Source organism: Streptomyces noursei, assembly GCF_016917755.1.
Taxonomy (GTDB): domain Bacteria; phylum Actinomycetota; class Actinomycetes; order Streptomycetales; family Streptomycetaceae; genus Streptomyces; species Streptomyces yunnanensis.
On the sequence record NZ_CP070326.1, the window covers coordinates 9012181 to 9028385 of the forward strand.

Consider the following 16205-nt stretch of genomic DNA (forward strand, 5'->3'; position numbering starts at 1 on the left):
TTCTCTCCGTTCGACACTCCACTCTCCAGGTCAAGTGGAGACTCATTGAGGGTGCGTTGAGGTGAAAGTGTAGCACAGCACACACCGCTCCAGAAAGGAATCGGAAGCAATACACCCAGCCGCATTCAGGACAACTGCCGCAATCCCCAATACAGATCTGGCCTTGATCCGCGACCCGATCTCGCCACCCGTGAATATATCGCCGGTTACTCCCCTTCGCGTTTGAGCGGGGAAGCCGTCCGCTCGGCCAATGATGTGGCCGCCGACGGATGCGGCGGCGGTCAGAAGACTTCGCGACCACCCTCAGGGTGATCACGGTCAACCCAGGAAGCTCAACCGCACCCGGCGGTGCGGGTTGTCGATGTTGGTGTCCGCGAGGCTCCGTTAGGGCAACCGTCAGGATAATCCGTGGCCGTTTAGGGCAAAGGAGATCCGCGCCCGGATCGCACGGGCGTGTTTGACCGCGCTGGTCAGCAGTTCGCTGATCCCGAAGTACACGGCGGACTCGATCGGCGGGTCCAGGCGGAGCTGAAGGTCGGCGCTGACGGCCACTGCGAGCAGGCTGCCTTAGAACTCGCGCAGATAGGCGTGGGCTTACGGGCATCGCCTCGGGCGGTTGTCCCAGCGGTGGGTAGTCCAGGATCGTCGGATCAGACTGCGGACGGTGATGATCGTGTCCGCGAGGTCGAAGAAGGCGTCGATCACGACGGCGCGGCGCTCGTAGCAGCGGGAAAGACGGTGGAAGGCGTTCTGCCAGGCGTGGGTGCGCTCGACGTGCCACCGTCGACTTGCCTGAATCGGGGCTTTCTCGCCCTTGTGCGCTATCCGACCGTGCAGCCCGCGTTCGTCGAGCAGGGCGCGGGTCTTGTTCGAGTCGTACCCAGCGTCCAGGTGCACCGTGATGTCGTTGGGCAGCGGCCCGAGTTCCGCGAGGCGGTCCAGGGTCGGGGCCAGCAGCGGAGAGTCGTGACAGTTCGCCCCGGCCAGAACACGGCCGAGCGGGATTCCGTAGCCGTCAGTCATGCCGGAACGCTTCAGGCCCTGTTTTCCCCGGTCGACCGGGGAACGCCGGCGACCTCGCCGCCGCCAGGTGCCTTGGTGAGGGAGCCATCGATGGCGATCTGATCCAGCATCAGGCCGACGATGCGGTCATAGGAGTCGAGCGCGATCTGCTTCAACTGGCTGAAGACGCCCAGGCGGATCCACTCATCGCGACGGCTGCGGATGGTGCTGGCCGAGCAGGTCGTGTCAGCGATCGCCTCATAGGCGCAGACGAACCGCAGCAACTGCAGAAGCTTGTCGAACACGATCCGGTCTTTGATGCGCGGACGGTGGCAGCGCAGAGGATGGTCCGGGTGGTAGAGCGGCCGCTGGGGCAGCAGCGCCGAGAACTGGTCCCACAGCGGTTCGGTCAGCCATGACGGAAGAACTGGCACAGGTCCCCCTGGTGATCGCAGAGCGTCGCGCTGGGGCTGGTGGCAGCGATCGCCTCGACTGCCTGCGTCCGACTGGTAAGCCTTTCCCGAACGTCGCCGCATCGTGGTCGCACTCCAGAGTTGACCATCCCACCCCAGCATTGTCATCATTGATGACAGCACTGATGATTGCGAGAGTGGGGGACGGACATGGCTGTGGGCAAGGGCCGGGCGGTGCGGTTGTCGCCGGAGCTGATCGTGGAGGCGGCCGTGCGGATCGCGGCGCGGGCGGAGCCGGACGGGCTGACCGGACGGGCTCTGGGAGAGGAACTGGGCGTGGACCGGTCGGCGGTGTGGCGGCATTTCGCGGACCGGGATGCGCTGCTGCTGGCTGTGGGTGACCAGCTGCTGGCCATGGCCGTGGAGTGTGTGCCCGACGGCCTGGGGCCGCGGGAGGTTCTGCAGGAGCTGGCCCGTTCCCTGGTGGAGGTCTTTGAGGCCCACCCGTACGTCGGTGCGGCCGTCGCATGCCGGACCACCCGCGGCCCAGGGGAGTTCGCCGCGATGGAGACGATGCTCACGGCGCTGGAGGAGATCGGTCTGGACAAGGGCAGTGTGGCCCGCTACCAACGGATGCTCGCCGATACCGTGCTGGCGTACGCGGGCATGCGTGCCGGATATGCCGCGCTCCCGCAGGAGGTACGCGCCGCCGACGAGCATGCCTGGGCCGGGGCGTACGCCACCATCTCCCCCGAGCGCTATCCCGCCATCACCACGCACCTGCCCCACCTGGCAGCACAGGACGACGAAGCCGTCTTCCAGACGCTGATGGAAGCGTTCTGGCTGGCCGTCGACGCAACCGCCCGCACCACCCCCAAGGACGACGCCGATGTCTGACCACCGTCCTGCTGTGGAAGCCGCCGACGAGGCTGACGAGGCTGTCGACACGGACCAGAATGCCCCCCAGGACAGCGGTCCCGAACCGGCCACCACCCGGGCCGTGGAGCCGACCGACCGCGCCGTGGCCGCCTCGCGTTCTGCAAAGCTGCGGACACGGCGCGTACTACGGCGCACCCTCATCGCGCTGCCGGTGGCGCTTGGCGTGCTGGTGGCCGGCTCCTACACGACCACCACGCTGCTGGACATCCCCTCCCCACCCACGCTGGTCCAACTGCTGACCACCGAGCCCTCGCGGCAGGGCGACCTGTTCGCCACCCGCACCATCCCCGCCTCCGCCACGCCGGCACCCCTGCCCGTCCACAACGAGCCGCTTCCTGCCACCGTGCCATGGAAGGGTGAGCGGGTGCCGGTCGAGCAATTCCTGACGACCACCCACACCAACGCCTTCCTCGTCCTCAGGAATGGCCGGCTGACCCACGAGTGGTACCGCAACGGGGTGGGCCCCACCACCCGCCTGTCCTCCTGGTCGGCCGCCAAGTCGGTGGTGTCCCTGCTCGCCGGGCAAGCCATCGAGCAGGGAAGACTCCGGGAAGACGACCGGCTGGTCGACATCCTGCCCCAGCTGAAGACCGGCGGGGCCTACGACGCCATCACCGTGCGCGACCTGCTGGACATGACCTCGGGCGTGGACGTCCCGGAGAACTACAACGAGTACTACCCGCTGACCGGCACCGCCCGGATGTACCTCACCCGTGACCTGCCCGCCTTCGCACACGACCATCGCGACCTGCAGTTCCGGCCGGGCAGCCAAGGCGCCTACCGCAGCATCGACACCGAACTCCTCGGCCAGGTCCTGGCCAAGGCCCAAGGACGGTCGCTGGCCGACCTCCTGGCGGACAACATCTGGGCACCGATGGGAGCACAGGACAGCGCCACCTGGAACCTAGACCGCGACAACGGCCACGAGAAGGCGTACTGCTGCATCAACGCCACCCCCCGCGACTACGCCAAGCTCGGCCAACTCGTCCTGAACAACGGCCGCGCCCAGGGCAAACAGATCATCCCCCTGGCATGGATCAAGCGCATCGCCACCCCAGCACCCCACAAAGTCGACGGCTGGGGCTACTCCGCGCAGTGGTGGCATCCCCCCGGCGGCAATGGCAAGGACTACTCCGCCCTCGGCGTGTACGGGCAGTACATTTACGTCGACCCCGTAAGCAGGACCGTCGTGGTGAAACTCAGCGACTATGGGGACCAGCAAGACGAACAGGAGACCTTCGACGCCCTGCGCACCATCGCTCACAGCGGCTGACCTGTGCCTGCCGTGCTGTCACGGGTACTCCCGCGCCTATCTGCGCGAGCTCTTAAGGCGAGAGCGCGAACGGCTCGATGAGCCCTCGCTCGTTCAACACTGCAGGTTCGCCGGGACCGACGTGCTGTCCCACCGGACCGCGCTCGCCGGCATGTCGGTCATCCGCAACCGGATCCTCGTCGGCGAGACCCCCACCGCTCCGGAATTCGTCTACCGCACCCCGATCGTCGGCTTCGCCGCCCCGGCGGTCGCGTCGGCCACCGGCACGGCCCCGGTCACCCTCACCGAGCCGTCGCCCGGGAGCGCCCCGCTCGGCGAGCGGATCGCCAAGGCGCTCGGCGGCTTCCTGTACGACCTGCTGTGGGAGCGGGACGTGTGGGGACCCGGCGGCCACCTGCCCGTCCGCCTTGCCGCGGCGTACAGCTACCCGACGGCCACCGGCACCGGCGGCGCGACGCTCGGCACGCTCGTGCCCATCCTTCTGGTACCCACCCATGACTTCGCCCCGGTCAGGGACTGCGGTTCCGGCACCGGCACATTCGTCCGCACCGTGGGCGACGCGGTGCAGGCGTGGTACGAGGCGGCAGAGCCGCCGCAGGGTGCCATCCGCTTCGACGTCACGCTCTACGCCGGCGCGACACCGGCCCAACCGCTCATCCACGCGGGCGACCTGTGGTACCAACTGCCCAAGTCGTGATGACCTCCTCCTTCCCGACGCCCTCGACGGCCACGGCGCGGCGGCCGAGTGGCCTGCGCTGCCACCATCAGCCACGCGTCCACGCGGTCGGGCCCGGCCAACGGGTTCTCCACGGGTGCGGTAGCGATCCACTATCCGCTGGTGGTCGGCCCCGTCCGGCTAGCCGTGGCCATCGGTGTCGGCGGCGTCGAACGGGCGGTTCAGGTTGCCTTGTCGGTCCGGTGAAGGATGCGCTCGGGCGGGGTGTCGGCGGTCCTGCACAGGTGGTCCCGGAGCTGGGCGTGGCGGAACTGGTAGACCGTGCCGACCTGGCGCAGGACGCCTCGCTCGTAGGCGTCCTGCAGGAACGCGTCCAGGTCCTTCGGCAACCATCCCGTCAGGGGCAGCCAGATGCGGGCCAGAACCACCCAACGCCCCCAGGCGGTCATGGTGCCGACCCCGAGCACGATCATGGATCCGGCCGTCAGTCCGGCCCCGAGTCCGTACAGGGCGTTCGACGTGAGCCCGAACATGGTCCCGTACCCGGACCCGATCACAAGCCCGACGGTGAGCATCTGCTTGAGCACAGTGGCGCGATTCGTGTTCAACAGGACCGACGGCAGGGCCAGTTCCTCTCTTTTCTCTCTCGGGATGACCGTCTCGAACCCGGCCCCGAGCGCGGCGACGAGCCCCATCGCGAACCCCAGGCCGGTCCCCACCGCGAGCTGTATCCCCGCATTCATCGCGATCACGCGCCCGGAAACACCCACGAGGGCCGATAAGGCCCCCACTCCGAACGCCCACAGGAGTCCGAACAGGAGGCCACCGGCGAGCCCGCCCGCGACTCTGGGGCGGAAGCTCTCCCGCAGTCTGGTCTTCGTCCCGTTCTCCGTCCAGCCCCGAAGCCTGATCTCCATGAGCGACGGTTCGAACTTCGGGCCGCCTACCTTCATCTTCGTGACGAACCCGTGCATGAGCCCGAAGGTCAGACCCAGCGCGAGCCCGTTCAACGGGCCGGTGATGCCTGCCGTCATGAGCCCGTGCGCGGGCCCGTCCACGAGCCCGTCCTCGAACCCGTTGACGAGGCCGGCCACGAGTCCGGACGCGATTCCGACCGTGACCCCGACCCGCAGCATGAGCCAGCGCAGCTTCACGGTGACCCCCAGCCGCCACCATTCGATGTCGGGCGTGTTGAGTTCCGTCAGATGTGCGGCGAGGTAGCCGAGCCAGTGCTGGGCGCGTTCGGCATCCCAGCGCCGGATTTCTTCTTCTTGCGCTTCGGGCTCCTTGGCTGGAAAGCGTTCGTAGGCGGTGCGGATATAGCTGTCCAAGAGATGCTTTTCAAGGGCTTCTCGGGTGTCGAGCTTCTTGGATTTCAGCAGGTCCGATGGGTCACGGTCGGGCCGTTTCGATGAGTCGGAGTCGGAGTCGGATTCGTAGACGAACCGGGCGAGTGTGACCATCAAGGGAGTAGTGAGCACGGCGGCGAGATTGGCGCTGGCCTGTGTGTGGGGACGGCGGCTCAACTCATCCAGGACGTAGGCCCACCCGGCCCGGGGGGTGTCGCCTCTACCGTCGGAGGGAGGTGTGCCGGTGGCCTTCCGCAGGTATGTGACGGAGTCGCCCAGATTGAGGTCGATCAATTCGATAGCGGCGGCGGAGGGCACGACATTGCCTTCCGCGGCAGCTTCGATTTCGGCGCGGCGACTGGTCACGAGTAGCGGCAAGGTGCTGCTGTTGAGTGCGACCAGCGCGCGTGTGCGCAGACCGATGGCGATCTCGTCGAACCCGTCCAGGATCGGTAGCACGTAATTGGCACCCACCAGCGCGGCGGCCCACGTCCTACCGCTGGGGCTCGCCTCGGCGAGAAAGGGGTGATCCCGCTCCAGCCGGCCGATCAACCAGCGTCGCAGCGAGGTGGTGCCGGGATTCCACGATCCAAGGCTGAAGATCACCGGCACCGGCGCTTCGCCGTCGCGAGGACGCGCGTTGAGGCGGTTCAGCGCGAATTGCAGGGCCAGGACGCTCTTCCCCGAGCCTTCCCGCCCCAGCACCATCAGCCAGCCAAGCTTTACCCGCTCGCGGCCAACCGTGAGGTCGTCCAGCTGACGCAGGTCCGGCGGGCAAGCATCCGATGCACCGGCCGGGTCGTTGCGGATGTCCCCCCGGCTGCCGGGCTCCTGCCCGGCCACCGGTTGCCAGTGGACAGTCAGCCGGCTCCGGTCCTGTAACCGCAGTTGTTCCCCCTCGTGCCGCAAGCGCGCGCCGACCTCAATCGCGAGCAGATCGGCCTTGTCGGCCAGCTGAGAGCGGCGCTCGGCGCGCACTGCATGCACGAGTTGCTTGACCAACTTGGCCAGCGCGTCCTCGGCGGAGAACCCGTTGGTGAAGAGCAGGTTGACGTTGTGGTCGCCGATACTGAGAATGCCCGAGACGTCTCCGACCGTGATCGTCGGTTCGCCGCCCGACTGGGCGGGAGTCGGGGCGGGCCCCGACCCCCACTGATCCGGCGCGAGGCTCATCGGAACAGAGTGTTCGTCGCACCGTCGCCGGTGGAGATGATCCCGGTATTTTCCGTGACGGAGACGCTGCGCTCCCCGGCGACCTGCGCGGCCGGGCGCTCCGGCAGCATCGCCGACAACTCGCCGGCAAACCGCGGGTCGTCCCTCAGTGCCCTTTCGATCTGTCGGCGCAGTGCGGCCCGTACGTCCGGGTCCTCGCCCCTCCCCGCCAGGTCGGTGACGGTGGCCTCAACCGACGCGGCGTCGGTGCCACGGTGCAGGATCCGGGCGAGCAGCCGCTGTCCCAGCCGCACCGTCGCTCCGGCCGCCTCGTCCTCGGCCCTGGTCAGCACGCCGACGCCGTACGCACCCGCCGCCGCTTCAACTGCAGGCATGATCTGGTCGAGCAAAGTGTCGATCTCAGTCAACAGAGGCACCTCTCTTCTCGTCGGTCACGCCATCGACGACGTCTTCACCTAGTGACAAGCCCGGGAGTCGACTGTTCGGATCGGCACCACCGCAGGCCCACGCACCCACCCCGTGGCGACCGCAAGGATGATCCTCCTCCTTGACCTGCCGCACCTGATGCTGATGAGTCAGCCCCCGTCCACTGTTCGGGTGTGCGGTGACGCCGCGATGACTCTCATTTCCTGAAGCTCAGCATGCTGCTCAGATCGCGTGCCCCATGCCGGATCCGTGGCACCCGGACGCATTCGGTCAGCGGGGCATGTAGCGCTATTGGGAGGACGCGACTCGGGCGGCTCGGGTTCCATGAGAAAGGTGGCGCATCGCTGCGCCGCCAGTCGGCGGCTCGGGCCACTTGGCCCTGGTCCTGACGCGAAGGTAGTTTTGTGTGGCGCGGACGGCGGTGGCAATCGCCTTTAGCGGTGGGTGTGTTGAGGGCACCAGCGGCTGCAGGCTGGGCAGGAGTCCCCACTCACCGACGGCACCTCCTCCGAGGCCACCGCCCGCGTCCTCGGCTCCGATCCGCCGCCCTCGCCCCGAGCTCTGGGTCTTGAGCCCTGAGCAGTCGTGCGTGACAGCCGCGCCACCAGCGCAGTCTCAGCGTTTCATCGCGATGTCAACGGCCGTGCCTAGCATCTGGAGCCTTCGTTGTCGGACACGTCCACGACCTCAGGGGGAGATCAGGCAATGTCGAAAACGAGCAGGGCGGCACGGGCCGTTCGCACCGCTGCCGTAGCGGCGGCGCTGACCACCGGCGCCGCCGTCGCGTTCCCGTCCGCCGCGCACGCGGCCGGCGCGGAGCACTACTACATCGAGATCGGCGGCACCGGTCCTACGGATTCCGGTCCCGACTGCCCCACCATCACCAAGTCCTACACCACCGCGAACGACCGTCTCCACCTCGGTTCCTCCGCGATCAAGGTGTGCTACCCGGCCACCGCCGGCCCGCTCATCGGTCCCCACGGCGGGCTCATCGAGCCCCCCTTGCAGCTCAACCCCGACGCCGTAACCGCACCGACCTACGACGCCAGCGTGCAACAGGGCTATCAGAACGGGTTGCAGGCGGCGGAGGAGACCCACCGCGCCCACCCGGACGCGCGCCTCACGATCACCGGCTACTCCCAGGGCGCCCAGGCCGCGGACGAGGTGCTCCAGAAGATCGCCAGCGGCAGCACCGGCATTCCGCGCTCCCAGGTCGACGGCATGCTCTACGCCGACCCGATGCAGCCCGACACCGGCTTGTTCGCGCATCTCCCCAAGGGGTTGGGCATCCCCGGGGTGGCCACCGCCGCCGGCGCGGGCCCGGCGCAGTTCAACGGCATCCCGGTCAAGCGGTACTGCATCATCGGCGACCCGGTGTGCGACTTGAGGTCCCTCACGAACGCACCCGGCTACTTCAACCTGCACTGGAAATACCCGGAATTCGTCATCCCCAAGAACCTCGACCAGGACGGCCAGGACGGCGTCCAGTGGCTGAATGAGAACGGAGACCCCGTGTAGGGCTCCTGACGGAACCACAGGGAAGGGGGCCGCGGAGACAGGGGGCCGCGGGGACAGGGGGCCGCGGGGCCGGGCACGGCCTGCCACACTCCGGCCGCGCCCCCGTCCCGCGGACCCTGCCCTGCACCCGCACCGCACCGCACCGCACCGCCCGAGACGCTATGACTCGTACTCGCCGGCGTCCGGCCGTCGTTGCGCTCGTCGGCGGCCCAGGTCGTCCAGCGCGCGGGAGATTCAGTTGGAGACCGCCGAGGCGGAGCAGGGTCTTGCCGTGCAGCCTGGGGCTGCCCGACCTCTCGGCCAGGGCGATCGCCTCCACGTAGCGGTCGTGGGCCTTGTCGTACTCGCCGAGCTGATGGTGCATGTCGCCGGCGCGGATCACGACCGACCCCATGAGCCTGTCGTCGTTCTCCAACGCCCCGGCCGGGTGGGCGACTTCGGCGAAATGCGTCATGGACTCGGTTATCCGGCCCTCCAGGTTGGCGAACGCCCCAAGACCGGCCGCGGCGCCCCGTGATGCGCTGGCGCCAACGCAGCGGCGTTTCCTCGTGGCACTCCCGCCGCGACGCCCCACCAAACGGACCGATACGGACCAGGTCCCGCCGGTCCAGCCCACCGCGTTCAGTTCCGCGGCCGACCGACGCACCTCACCCTCCGGAACACTCCACTGACCGCCGCTCGCCCTCACCGTCGGCACCACACGGCCGCCGAGCAGGACGTACCCCAGCCGGGCATGGGCAGGAGAGCAGGTGAATGCCCCCGAAGCCGTCGGCACAGCACTGGCGGCCGTCAACTCGACCCACAAAGCGTCCGCGACACCCAGGATGACCAGGCCGTCCGGGCGACCGGGCATGACACGCTCCGACACACCGACAGGCCAACGGCCCGCACCGCGGCAACGGGTCGCCAAGCGCCTCGGTCTGCCGGGCCGCCGCCCACGCCGCATCTGCCGCCCGCAACTCCCCGTTCCTGAGCACCTGGTTCGTCAGCACCTCCCGTGCTGCGGCCTCACCACCAGAACGTCAAGAATCGGGCGAGTCACCCTCGCGCATCAGCCCGGTACTCGCGGGCGGCGGGCGGCGTCGGGGACGCGTGGCTGCAGGAATGCCGTACGGCCCTCATGGTTGCGGATAGCCGTGCGTAGGCGGTCCGGTGGAACCGGGCGGGTGGTGGCGGCCAGGGCAAGGGCTCTGCACACGAGCAGCGCCGCGAACGGCCGCGCACCGTCCGGACCTCGGCCGGCTCCCCGGCCCGCCCGCCGCGACGCCATAGCAGAGCGGCCGTCGTCCCGGCCGGTATTTGTCCAGGGGCGAGGATCCGGCGCCGTGCGGCCCGTACGGCGCTTAGCGTCCCGGCATGCGGTCGATCCCCGGCATCAGGAAATCCGCCGCCTTCGAGCGGACCCTCGCCACCGGCCTGGTGGTCTGCGCACTGCTGGCCACGCTCGCGGCGCTGTTGCTGCCCGTGCGGCTCTTCGGCGAGAGCGCGTCCACGACCACCAACACGGTGGCCTTCGACGACGACGGCGGGGGCACCGTCGCCACCCGCTACGGTCCGCTGACCGCGATGGACCGGGACTTCGTCCGCAAGGTCCGGCTGGCCGGCCTGTGGGAGATGCCCGCGGGCCGGCAGGCCCAGGAGCGCGGGAGGACCCCAGCGGTGCGCACCGCCGGCGATCATCTCGTCGCCGGGCACACCGAGTTGGACCGCCGTTCGGTGGAGGCCGGGCGGGCTCTGGGCATCCCCTTGCCCGACCGGCCCACCGCGGAGCAGCAGGGCTGGCTCGGCCAGCTCGGCGCCGCCTCGGACGACGCCTTCGGCCCGCTCTTCGCGGAGCTGCTGCGTCGGTCCCACGGCAAGGTCTTCGGCCTGGTCGCGCTGGTCCGCGACCAGACCCGTAACTCCGTTGTCCGCGCCCTGGCCAACCGGGCCAACACCATCGTCCTGGACCACATGACAGTCCTGGAGCAGACCGGTCTGGCCGACCACGGCACGCAGCAGAGCGGCTGATGGCTGCGGCCCGGTCTCTGTTCCGATGCCCCGGCCCGGTCTCCGTCCCTGTACCCCGGCCCGCCCTCCATTCCCATTTCCATTGCCTATTCCCCTCACCATCCCGCTCGCCATGTCCCCTCCCTTCCGCGCACCGGACGAAATGGAGTGATCCCCCTTGAGCCGTTTGAGCCGCTTGAGTCTTTTGAGTCGACGGGCGCACCACCCGTCACGCCCTCACAGCCGGCAACGCCAACAGGGCCACAAACGCCCGCGGTTGAGCACCCGCATGACGGTCGCCGCGGCTGCCCTCCTCCTGGGCGGCGGCACGCTGACGGTCATCGCCGGCACCGCACTGGCCCACAACTCCGACCCCGCCCCCGTACCGGGCCCTCAGCACCTCACCGCGACCGCCGCCACCATCTCCTGCCCCGATGTCGGCGAGCGGCTGCGAACGATGCCACGCAGCGCGCAGCCCCAGGTCTCCCGAGGGCTGGCCGCCCTCGACCGCCAGGTCTCGGACGCATACCACGCGATGACGGCGGGCGGCGACAGCGGCCAACTCCTCGGCGCCCTCGCGCGGCAGCGCCGCGAGACCATCGGCACGATGGCGGACGCGATCGCCGGCGGCGGCGCCCAACGCCCGGACGAATTGCTGCGATTGAGCACCTGCACCACCAAGCCCACCGGAGCCGGCCCGAGCCCGGACCAGGAGCAGGAGCATGGGCGGAACCGGGGGCCGGGCCAAGGCCGTAACACCCTCCGGCACGACGGGCCTTCCCCCGACGACTTCCTCGACATCACCACCGTCCGGCCGGGCGCCGACACCGCCGCGCCGCCGTTCGCCGCGCCCAGCGGCCGGGGCGCCGCCACCGGCACCTTCACCAGCACGTGCGGGCGCAACGAGGACGGCCACTTCAACTCCGACAACGTCATCGTGACACCGGGCGTCTCCAACGGCGCCCATCACACCCACGACTACGTCGGGAACACCACCACCGACGCCTTCTCCACCGACCGGTCGCTGGCCGCCGCCGACACCACCTGCGCCAACGGTGATCTGTCCACCTACTACTGGCCGGTGCTCCGCAGGCTGGACGGCGCCGTCATGCCGCGGCCGGGCGCCGGACACGGCGGCAACGACGGGTCGGTGCTGACCCCGGCCTCGGTGACCCTGACCTTCCGCGGCAGCCGGGCGGGGGCCGTGCGGCCGATGCCCCGCTTCCTGCGCGTGATCACCGGTGACGCCAAGGCGTTCACCAACGGGCCGGAGAACGCCGCCGCCTCCTGGAGCTGCACCGGTTTCGAGAACCGTCAGCTGAAGGACAAGTACCCGCTGTGCCCGAGGGGTTCGCAAGTGGTCCGTACCCTCGCCTTTCCCGGTTGCTGGGACGGCCGCCGGACGGACAGCGCCAACCACCGCGACCACATGGCCTTCGCCGACCGGGACGGCACCTGCCCCCGGGGCTTCATGGCGGTGCCGCAGCTGGTCCAGCGGCTGACCTACGACGTGCCGCCGGGCGACAGCTTCGCGGTGGACAGCTTCCCCGAGCAGCTGCGTAAACCGGTGACGGACCACGGCGACTTCATCGATGTGATGCCGGACGGGCTCATGAACCGGGCGGTGGCGTGCATCAACGGCGGTCGCGCCTGCTCCTGACGGCGCGCGGCGGGTGGCCCCCGGACTCCCGTACGGGAGGGGCGGCCACCCGCCTGTCCGGGCCGTCGATCACAGGCCGTTGACCCGTGCTTCCCCGGCCGTGCCCGGGGGTCGGAGGCCGGCGGGCACGGCGCGGGCCCGGCGTCCGGCGCTGGCGCGCCGGTTGCGGACATGGGCCATCAGACGGCGGCTGCGGAGGGCCATTTCCAGTTCGAAGCGGGCACGGGGGTCGCGCAGTGCCGGGCCGAAGAGCTTCTCGATCTGGCGCAGCCGGTAGCGGACGGTCTGCGGATGGACGTGGAGGAGCCTGGCGGCCTCGGGGGCGCCGCCGCCTTCCAGCCAGGCCAGCAGGGTGACTTCCAGGCGTTCGCTCTGACGTGGCGTCAGCTCGGCCAGCGGGCTCAGCCGGCGGGCGGTCAGGGCGACGGCCAGCGTCTCGTCCTGGAGGAGCAGCAGCGCGGAGAGGTTGTCGTCGACGAAGGCGGGGCGGACCTCGGGACCGCCCGTGCCGGGGTCGAGGGAGAGCAGATAGCGGGCCCAGCGGAGCGAGGACGCGGCGTCAGCGGCGGGAACGGCGTGGCCCACGGCGGCGATCCGGCCCTTGAGGGCGGCTTCCAGGCGGGGCCTGGTCTGGGTGGCCGGGTCGGGTACATAGAGGGCGGTGTAGCCGTCGATGCCGCCGATGAGGGCGTGCCCGAGGGCGGCGGCCAGCTGGGGGGCCTCGGCGGGGGTGGCGAGGACGACGGCTCGGAGGGCTTCGGGGACCGGCCAGCCGGCCGCGCGGGCGAGTTCACCGAGGCCGCTCTCCGGCGCCTCGCACCGTCCGGCAAGGGCGTCGAAGAGGTCCTGGCGGGCCCGGGCGACCGGCATCGGGGTGACGACGGACGGTACTGCCGGGCGTTTGCTTTGCGATGATTTCTGGTACCCGAGGCAGGTCAGCAGGGCTTGTTCCAGTGCCCATTGGGCCTCTTCCACGGGCGTCTCACCGAGCAGTGCGGACAATGCGGGAAATCCGCGCTGCAACTCCGCGACCACCTTCTCCACAAGGTCCGGGAGTTCCTTTCTGACGACCCGGCTCCACTCGACCCGGGGATGCGCCCAGAGGCGATTCAGGAGATCACACATCGCTACCTCGATCCTGGCGGGGACGGGGGCTGGGATGGGGCTGGGGCGGGGACTTGACGCCCCTTCGTGCGCCTGGGTCGGCATCATCCGGAACCGTCCCCGGGGTCCGCGACGCCGGTGCAGGAATTTGTCACAGCGCGCTAAACATCGGGAAATCCGGCGGGCGTTCGGAGATGCTTTTGGTCATCCGGAATACGGCCGCGAGTATCCGGCCGGTTACGGAATGTTGAGTGTTACCGGGGGTCACACGAATAGCGGTCCAGACAATGGGCCCGGACCCCCAGGAATGACCAACACCGCCGGGATGCATCACCGGAAATTTGCGTATGCCAACCGATTGTGTCCCGTCCCCGGGAGGTCCGATGCCCGCCCCGCCCCCACCCGCCACCCGAAACGCCTTACTGCGCCCGGCACTTCCGGCCGCACTGCTGCTGTTCCTCGCCGTCACCCTGCGCTCCGGCGCGATGGACGACACGGTGCGCTTCCTGGACCACGACGCCGGGGTGCTGGCGCTGGTCGCGCTCTCCGCCACGGTGCTGTGGGGGCTGGCCGCCACCGACCGGCTGGTGCTGCACACCTCGCACCGGCTGCTCGCCCAGGCCGTGCACCGCGCCACCGGCGTCGCGGGCCTGGGCTTCCTCGGCCTGCACATCTGGGTGAAGGCCGTCGAAGGGCACACCACGGCGACGGCCGCCGCGGTGCCGTTCACCGACGGTGCACGGCCCGTGCTCATCGGATGCGGCACGCTCGCCGCGTACGGGTTCCTCACGGTCGCCGTGAGCGGCGCGGTACGCGGGGCCTTCGCCGGCCGTACCACCGCGCGATGGTGGTGGGCACTGCACACGGTCGCCTACGCCGCCTGGGCGCTGGCCCTGCTCCACGGCCTCAGGTCCGGCCGGGCCGCGGCCGGCTGGGCAGTGGCGGGATACGGCATCGCGCTCGCCGGGGTGGCCGTACGGCTCGCCCTGCGGCTGCGCGGCCCGCTCCGTATCCCGGGCGGTGAGCCCCGATGACGCTCCCGGCCGCCACCCACCCCCTGCGGGCCGCCCGGGACGCCACCCGGACCTCCGGCGAGGTTCCTGGCCCCGGCCCGGTCCCCACCGTGACCTCCCTCGGGCCCCCGCGGCTCCTCGCCGGACTCGACGAAGTGCCCCGGCTCGACCGTGTCGCGCATCTGACGCTGCACGGCACACTGCCCCGGCTGTCCGCTCAGGAGCTGGTGGCGCTGGCCGAGGACACCGCGCTGCGCGGCCGGGGCGGCGCCGGCTTCCCGTTCGCCCGGAAGCTGACCGCCGTCCTGGACGGCATCCGCCGCTCCGACGGCCGGGCGGCGGTGGTCGTCAACGGCTCCGAGGGCGAGCCCAGTTGCCTCAAGGACACCGCGTTGCTGCTGCACGTACCGCATCTGGTGCTGGACGGCGCGCAGCTGTGCGCCGACGCGCTCGGCGCCCGGCAGGCCACGGTCGGAGTGACCCGCCCGGACGTGGCGGACGCGGTCCGCCGGGCGATCGCCGAACGCGGCCCGGCCGGCGCGCCGTTACGGGTCATCCGGCTGCCCGAGCGGTTCGTCACCGGTGAGGGCACCGCGCTCACCAGCGGCCTGTCCGGCGGCCCCGGACTTCCCTCCGGCCGCCGGATCCGCTCCAGCGAACGCGGCCTGAACGGGCTGCCCACCCTCTTGTCCAACGCCGAAACCTACGCCCAACTCGCCCTGGCCGCACGGCTGGGCGCCCTCGGCTACCGCACCGCCGGCCTGCCCGGCGAGCCCGGCACCCTGCTACTGACCGTCGCCGGCCGCCAGGTCGTGGAGGCCCCCTACGGGACGCCGCTGGCCCACCTCCTCGCGCACTGCGGAGCGGACGCCGGGCAGGGCGTCCTCCTCGGCGGCTACCACGGAACCTGGCTCTCCCCCGCCGACGCGCGGTCCGCAACCCTCTCCAGGGACGCGCTGGCCGCCCACGGCGCGACGCCGGGTGCCGGCGCGGTGCTGCCACTGCCGCACGGCACCTGTCCGGCGGGCGAAATCGTCCGGGTCGCGCGCTGGCTGGCCGCCGAGTCCACCGGGCAGTGCGGGCCCTGCGTCCTGGGGCTGCCCGCGCTCGCCGATCAGCTCGACCGCGCCGTACGGGGCGGCGGCGATACCGCCCTGGACGCCGTGCACGCCCGGCTGCGGACAGTGCGCGGCCGCGGCGCCTGCGGCCACCCGGACGGTACCGCGCGCTTCGTGGCGTCGGCCCTCGCCGCCTTCCCCGAGGAGTTCGCCCGCCATGCGCACGGGTTCGGGTGCGGCCGCCCGGTGACCGGTGCACTCCCGGTCACCGGGTACCGGCCGCCGCTCCCCGCCCCGCCCTGGTACCCACCGCCGCCCTCTTCACCGCCACCACCGCCACCACCGGCCGAACGGCTGCTGGTCGACTGGACGCTGTGCCGCGGCCACGGCCTGTGCGCCGAGGTGGTACCGGCCATGATCCGGCTCGGCCCGGACGGCTACCCCGAGACGGCCGGCCGACCGCTGCCGGCCCGCATGCGGCGCCGCGCCCAGCTGGCAGTACGCCGCTGCCCGGCCCTGGCGCTACGAATCCAGCGCAGCGACCGACCGTCCCCGCAAGGGACTTGACCGCACGCTCCCCTGAGATCAGCACCCGGGCGTTCGGCAGGCCCG

The 16205-nt window shown here is 70.5% G+C and carries 12 protein-coding genes and 1 pseudogene; 8 read left to right on the forward strand and 5 right to left on the reverse strand.

Going from position 1 to position 16205, the window contains the following annotated elements:
- Nucleotides 1-396: 396 nt before the first annotated feature.
- Together JNO44_RS39255 and JNO44_RS39260 are read right to left on the reverse strand one after the other, a co-directional pair.
- On the reverse strand, nt 397-552 hold the full coding sequence (locus JNO44_RS39255; RefSeq protein WP_240168049.1) for a hypothetical protein: 156 nt from the start codon (nt 550-552) through the stop codon (nt 397-399).
- Nucleotides 553-594: 42 nt separating this feature from the next.
- Nucleotides 595-1436 (reverse strand): annotated as a pseudogene (locus tag JNO44_RS39260) (IS5 family transposase).
- A gap of 189 nt (nt 1437-1625) precedes the next feature.
- On the opposite strand from JNO44_RS39260, the gene JNO44_RS39265 reads away from it, so the two are divergent.
- The 3 genes from JNO44_RS39265 to JNO44_RS39275 all read left to right on the forward strand — a co-directional run bounded on the left by JNO44_RS39265 (nt 1626) and on the right by JNO44_RS39275 (nt 4324).
- Nucleotides 1626-2312 carry a TetR/AcrR family transcriptional regulator gene (locus JNO44_RS39265; RefSeq protein ID WP_205368756.1) on the forward strand — a complete coding sequence of 229 codons (687 nt, stop codon included), beginning with the start codon at nt 1626-1628 and terminating at the stop codon, nt 2310-2312.
- A complete protein-coding gene (locus JNO44_RS39270) occupies nt 2305-3627 on the forward strand; it encodes a serine hydrolase domain-containing protein (RefSeq protein WP_205368757.1) in 1323 nt (440 codons plus the stop codon). Before JNO44_RS39265 ends, JNO44_RS39270 begins: the two co-directional genes overlap by 8 nt.
- Before the next feature lie 121 nt (nt 3628-3748).
- Complete coding sequence (locus tag JNO44_RS39275) at nt 3749-4324, forward strand: hypothetical protein (protein WP_205368758.1); 576 nt, start codon at nt 3749-3751, stop codon at nt 4322-4324.
- 200 nt (nt 4325-4524) lie between these two features.
- On the opposite strand, the gene JNO44_RS39280 is transcribed toward JNO44_RS39275, so the two are convergent.
- Nucleotides 4525-6825: an NACHT domain-containing protein gene (locus tag JNO44_RS39280; RefSeq protein WP_205368759.1), complete on the reverse strand. Its 2301-nt coding sequence runs from the start codon at nt 6823-6825 to the stop codon at nt 4525-4527.
- Complete coding sequence (locus JNO44_RS39285; protein ID WP_205368760.1) at nt 6822-7232, reverse strand: hypothetical protein; 411 nt, start codon at nt 7230-7232, stop codon at nt 6822-6824. The genes JNO44_RS39280 and JNO44_RS39285 overlap by 4 nt, the downstream gene beginning before the upstream one ends.
- Before the next feature lie 724 nt (nt 7233-7956).
- Between JNO44_RS39285 and JNO44_RS39290 the strand changes: the two genes are divergently transcribed.
- The 3 genes from JNO44_RS39290 to JNO44_RS39300 all read left to right on the forward strand — a co-directional run bounded on the left by JNO44_RS39290 (nt 7957) and on the right by JNO44_RS39300 (nt 12418).
- Nucleotides 7957-8769 (forward strand): cutinase family protein, encoded by an 813-nt coding sequence (locus tag JNO44_RS39290; protein ID WP_205368761.1) that lies wholly within the window; start codon nt 7957-7959, stop codon nt 8767-8769.
- 1356 nt (nt 8770-10125) lie between these two features.
- Complete coding sequence (locus tag JNO44_RS39295) at nt 10126-10779, forward strand: DUF4142 domain-containing protein (RefSeq protein WP_205368762.1); 654 nt, start codon at nt 10126-10128, stop codon at nt 10777-10779.
- A 268-nt stretch (nt 10780-11047) separates the two neighbouring features.
- On the forward strand, nt 11048-12418 hold the full coding sequence (locus tag JNO44_RS39300) for a DUF1996 domain-containing protein (RefSeq protein ID WP_205371317.1): 1371 nt from the start codon (nt 11048-11050) through the stop codon (nt 12416-12418).
- 69 nt (nt 12419-12487) lie between these two features.
- On the opposite strand, the gene JNO44_RS39305 is transcribed toward JNO44_RS39300, so the two are convergent.
- Nucleotides 12488-13543: a PucR family transcriptional regulator gene (locus JNO44_RS39305; protein ID WP_205368763.1), complete on the reverse strand. Its 1056-nt coding sequence runs from the start codon at nt 13541-13543 to the stop codon at nt 12488-12490.
- 362 nt (nt 13544-13905) lie between these two features.
- On the opposite strand from JNO44_RS39305, the gene JNO44_RS39310 reads away from it, so the two are divergent.
- A complete protein-coding gene (locus JNO44_RS39310) occupies nt 13906-14556 on the forward strand; it encodes a hypothetical protein (RefSeq protein ID WP_205368764.1) in 651 nt (216 codons plus the stop codon).
- Nucleotides 14553-16160: an NADH-quinone oxidoreductase subunit NuoF family protein gene (locus JNO44_RS39315; protein ID WP_205368765.1), complete on the forward strand. Its 1608-nt coding sequence runs from the start codon at nt 14553-14555 to the stop codon at nt 16158-16160. Before JNO44_RS39310 ends, JNO44_RS39315 begins: the two co-directional genes overlap by 4 nt.
- The last annotated feature ends 45 nt before the right edge of the window (nt 16161-16205 follow it).

What these genes read in the sequence shown, in the direction of transcription:
- JNO44_RS39265 (WP_205368756.1), top strand. Translation starts at nt 1,626, where the DNA reads ATGGCTGTGGGCAAGGGCCGGGCGGTGCGGTTGTCGCCGGAGCTGATC.
- JNO44_RS39310 (WP_205368764.1), top strand. Translation starts at nt 13,906, where the DNA reads ATGCCCGCCCCGCCCCCACCCGCCACCCGAAACGCCTTACTGCGCCCG.
- JNO44_RS39315 (WP_205368765.1), top strand. Translation starts at nt 14,553, where the DNA reads ATGACGCTCCCGGCCGCCACCCACCCCCTGCGGGCCGCCCGGGACGCC.
- JNO44_RS39280 (WP_205368759.1), bottom strand. Translation starts at nt 6,825, where the DNA reads ATGAGCCTCGCGCCGGATCAGTGGGGGTCGGGGCCCGCCCCGACTCCC.
- JNO44_RS39300 (WP_205371317.1), top strand. Translation starts at nt 11,048, where the DNA reads ATGACGGTCGCCGCGGCTGCCCTCCTCCTGGGCGGCGGCACGCTGACG.
- JNO44_RS39305 (WP_205368763.1), bottom strand. Translation starts at nt 13,543, where the DNA reads ATGTGTGATCTCCTGAATCGCCTCTGGGCGCATCCCCGGGTCGAGTGG.
- JNO44_RS39270 (WP_205368757.1), top strand. Translation starts at nt 2,305, where the DNA reads ATGTCTGACCACCGTCCTGCTGTGGAAGCCGCCGACGAGGCTGACGAG.
- JNO44_RS39295 (WP_205368762.1), top strand. Translation starts at nt 10,126, where the DNA reads ATGCGGTCGATCCCCGGCATCAGGAAATCCGCCGCCTTCGAGCGGACC.
- JNO44_RS39290 (WP_205368761.1), top strand. Translation starts at nt 7,957, where the DNA reads ATGTCGAAAACGAGCAGGGCGGCACGGGCCGTTCGCACCGCTGCCGTA.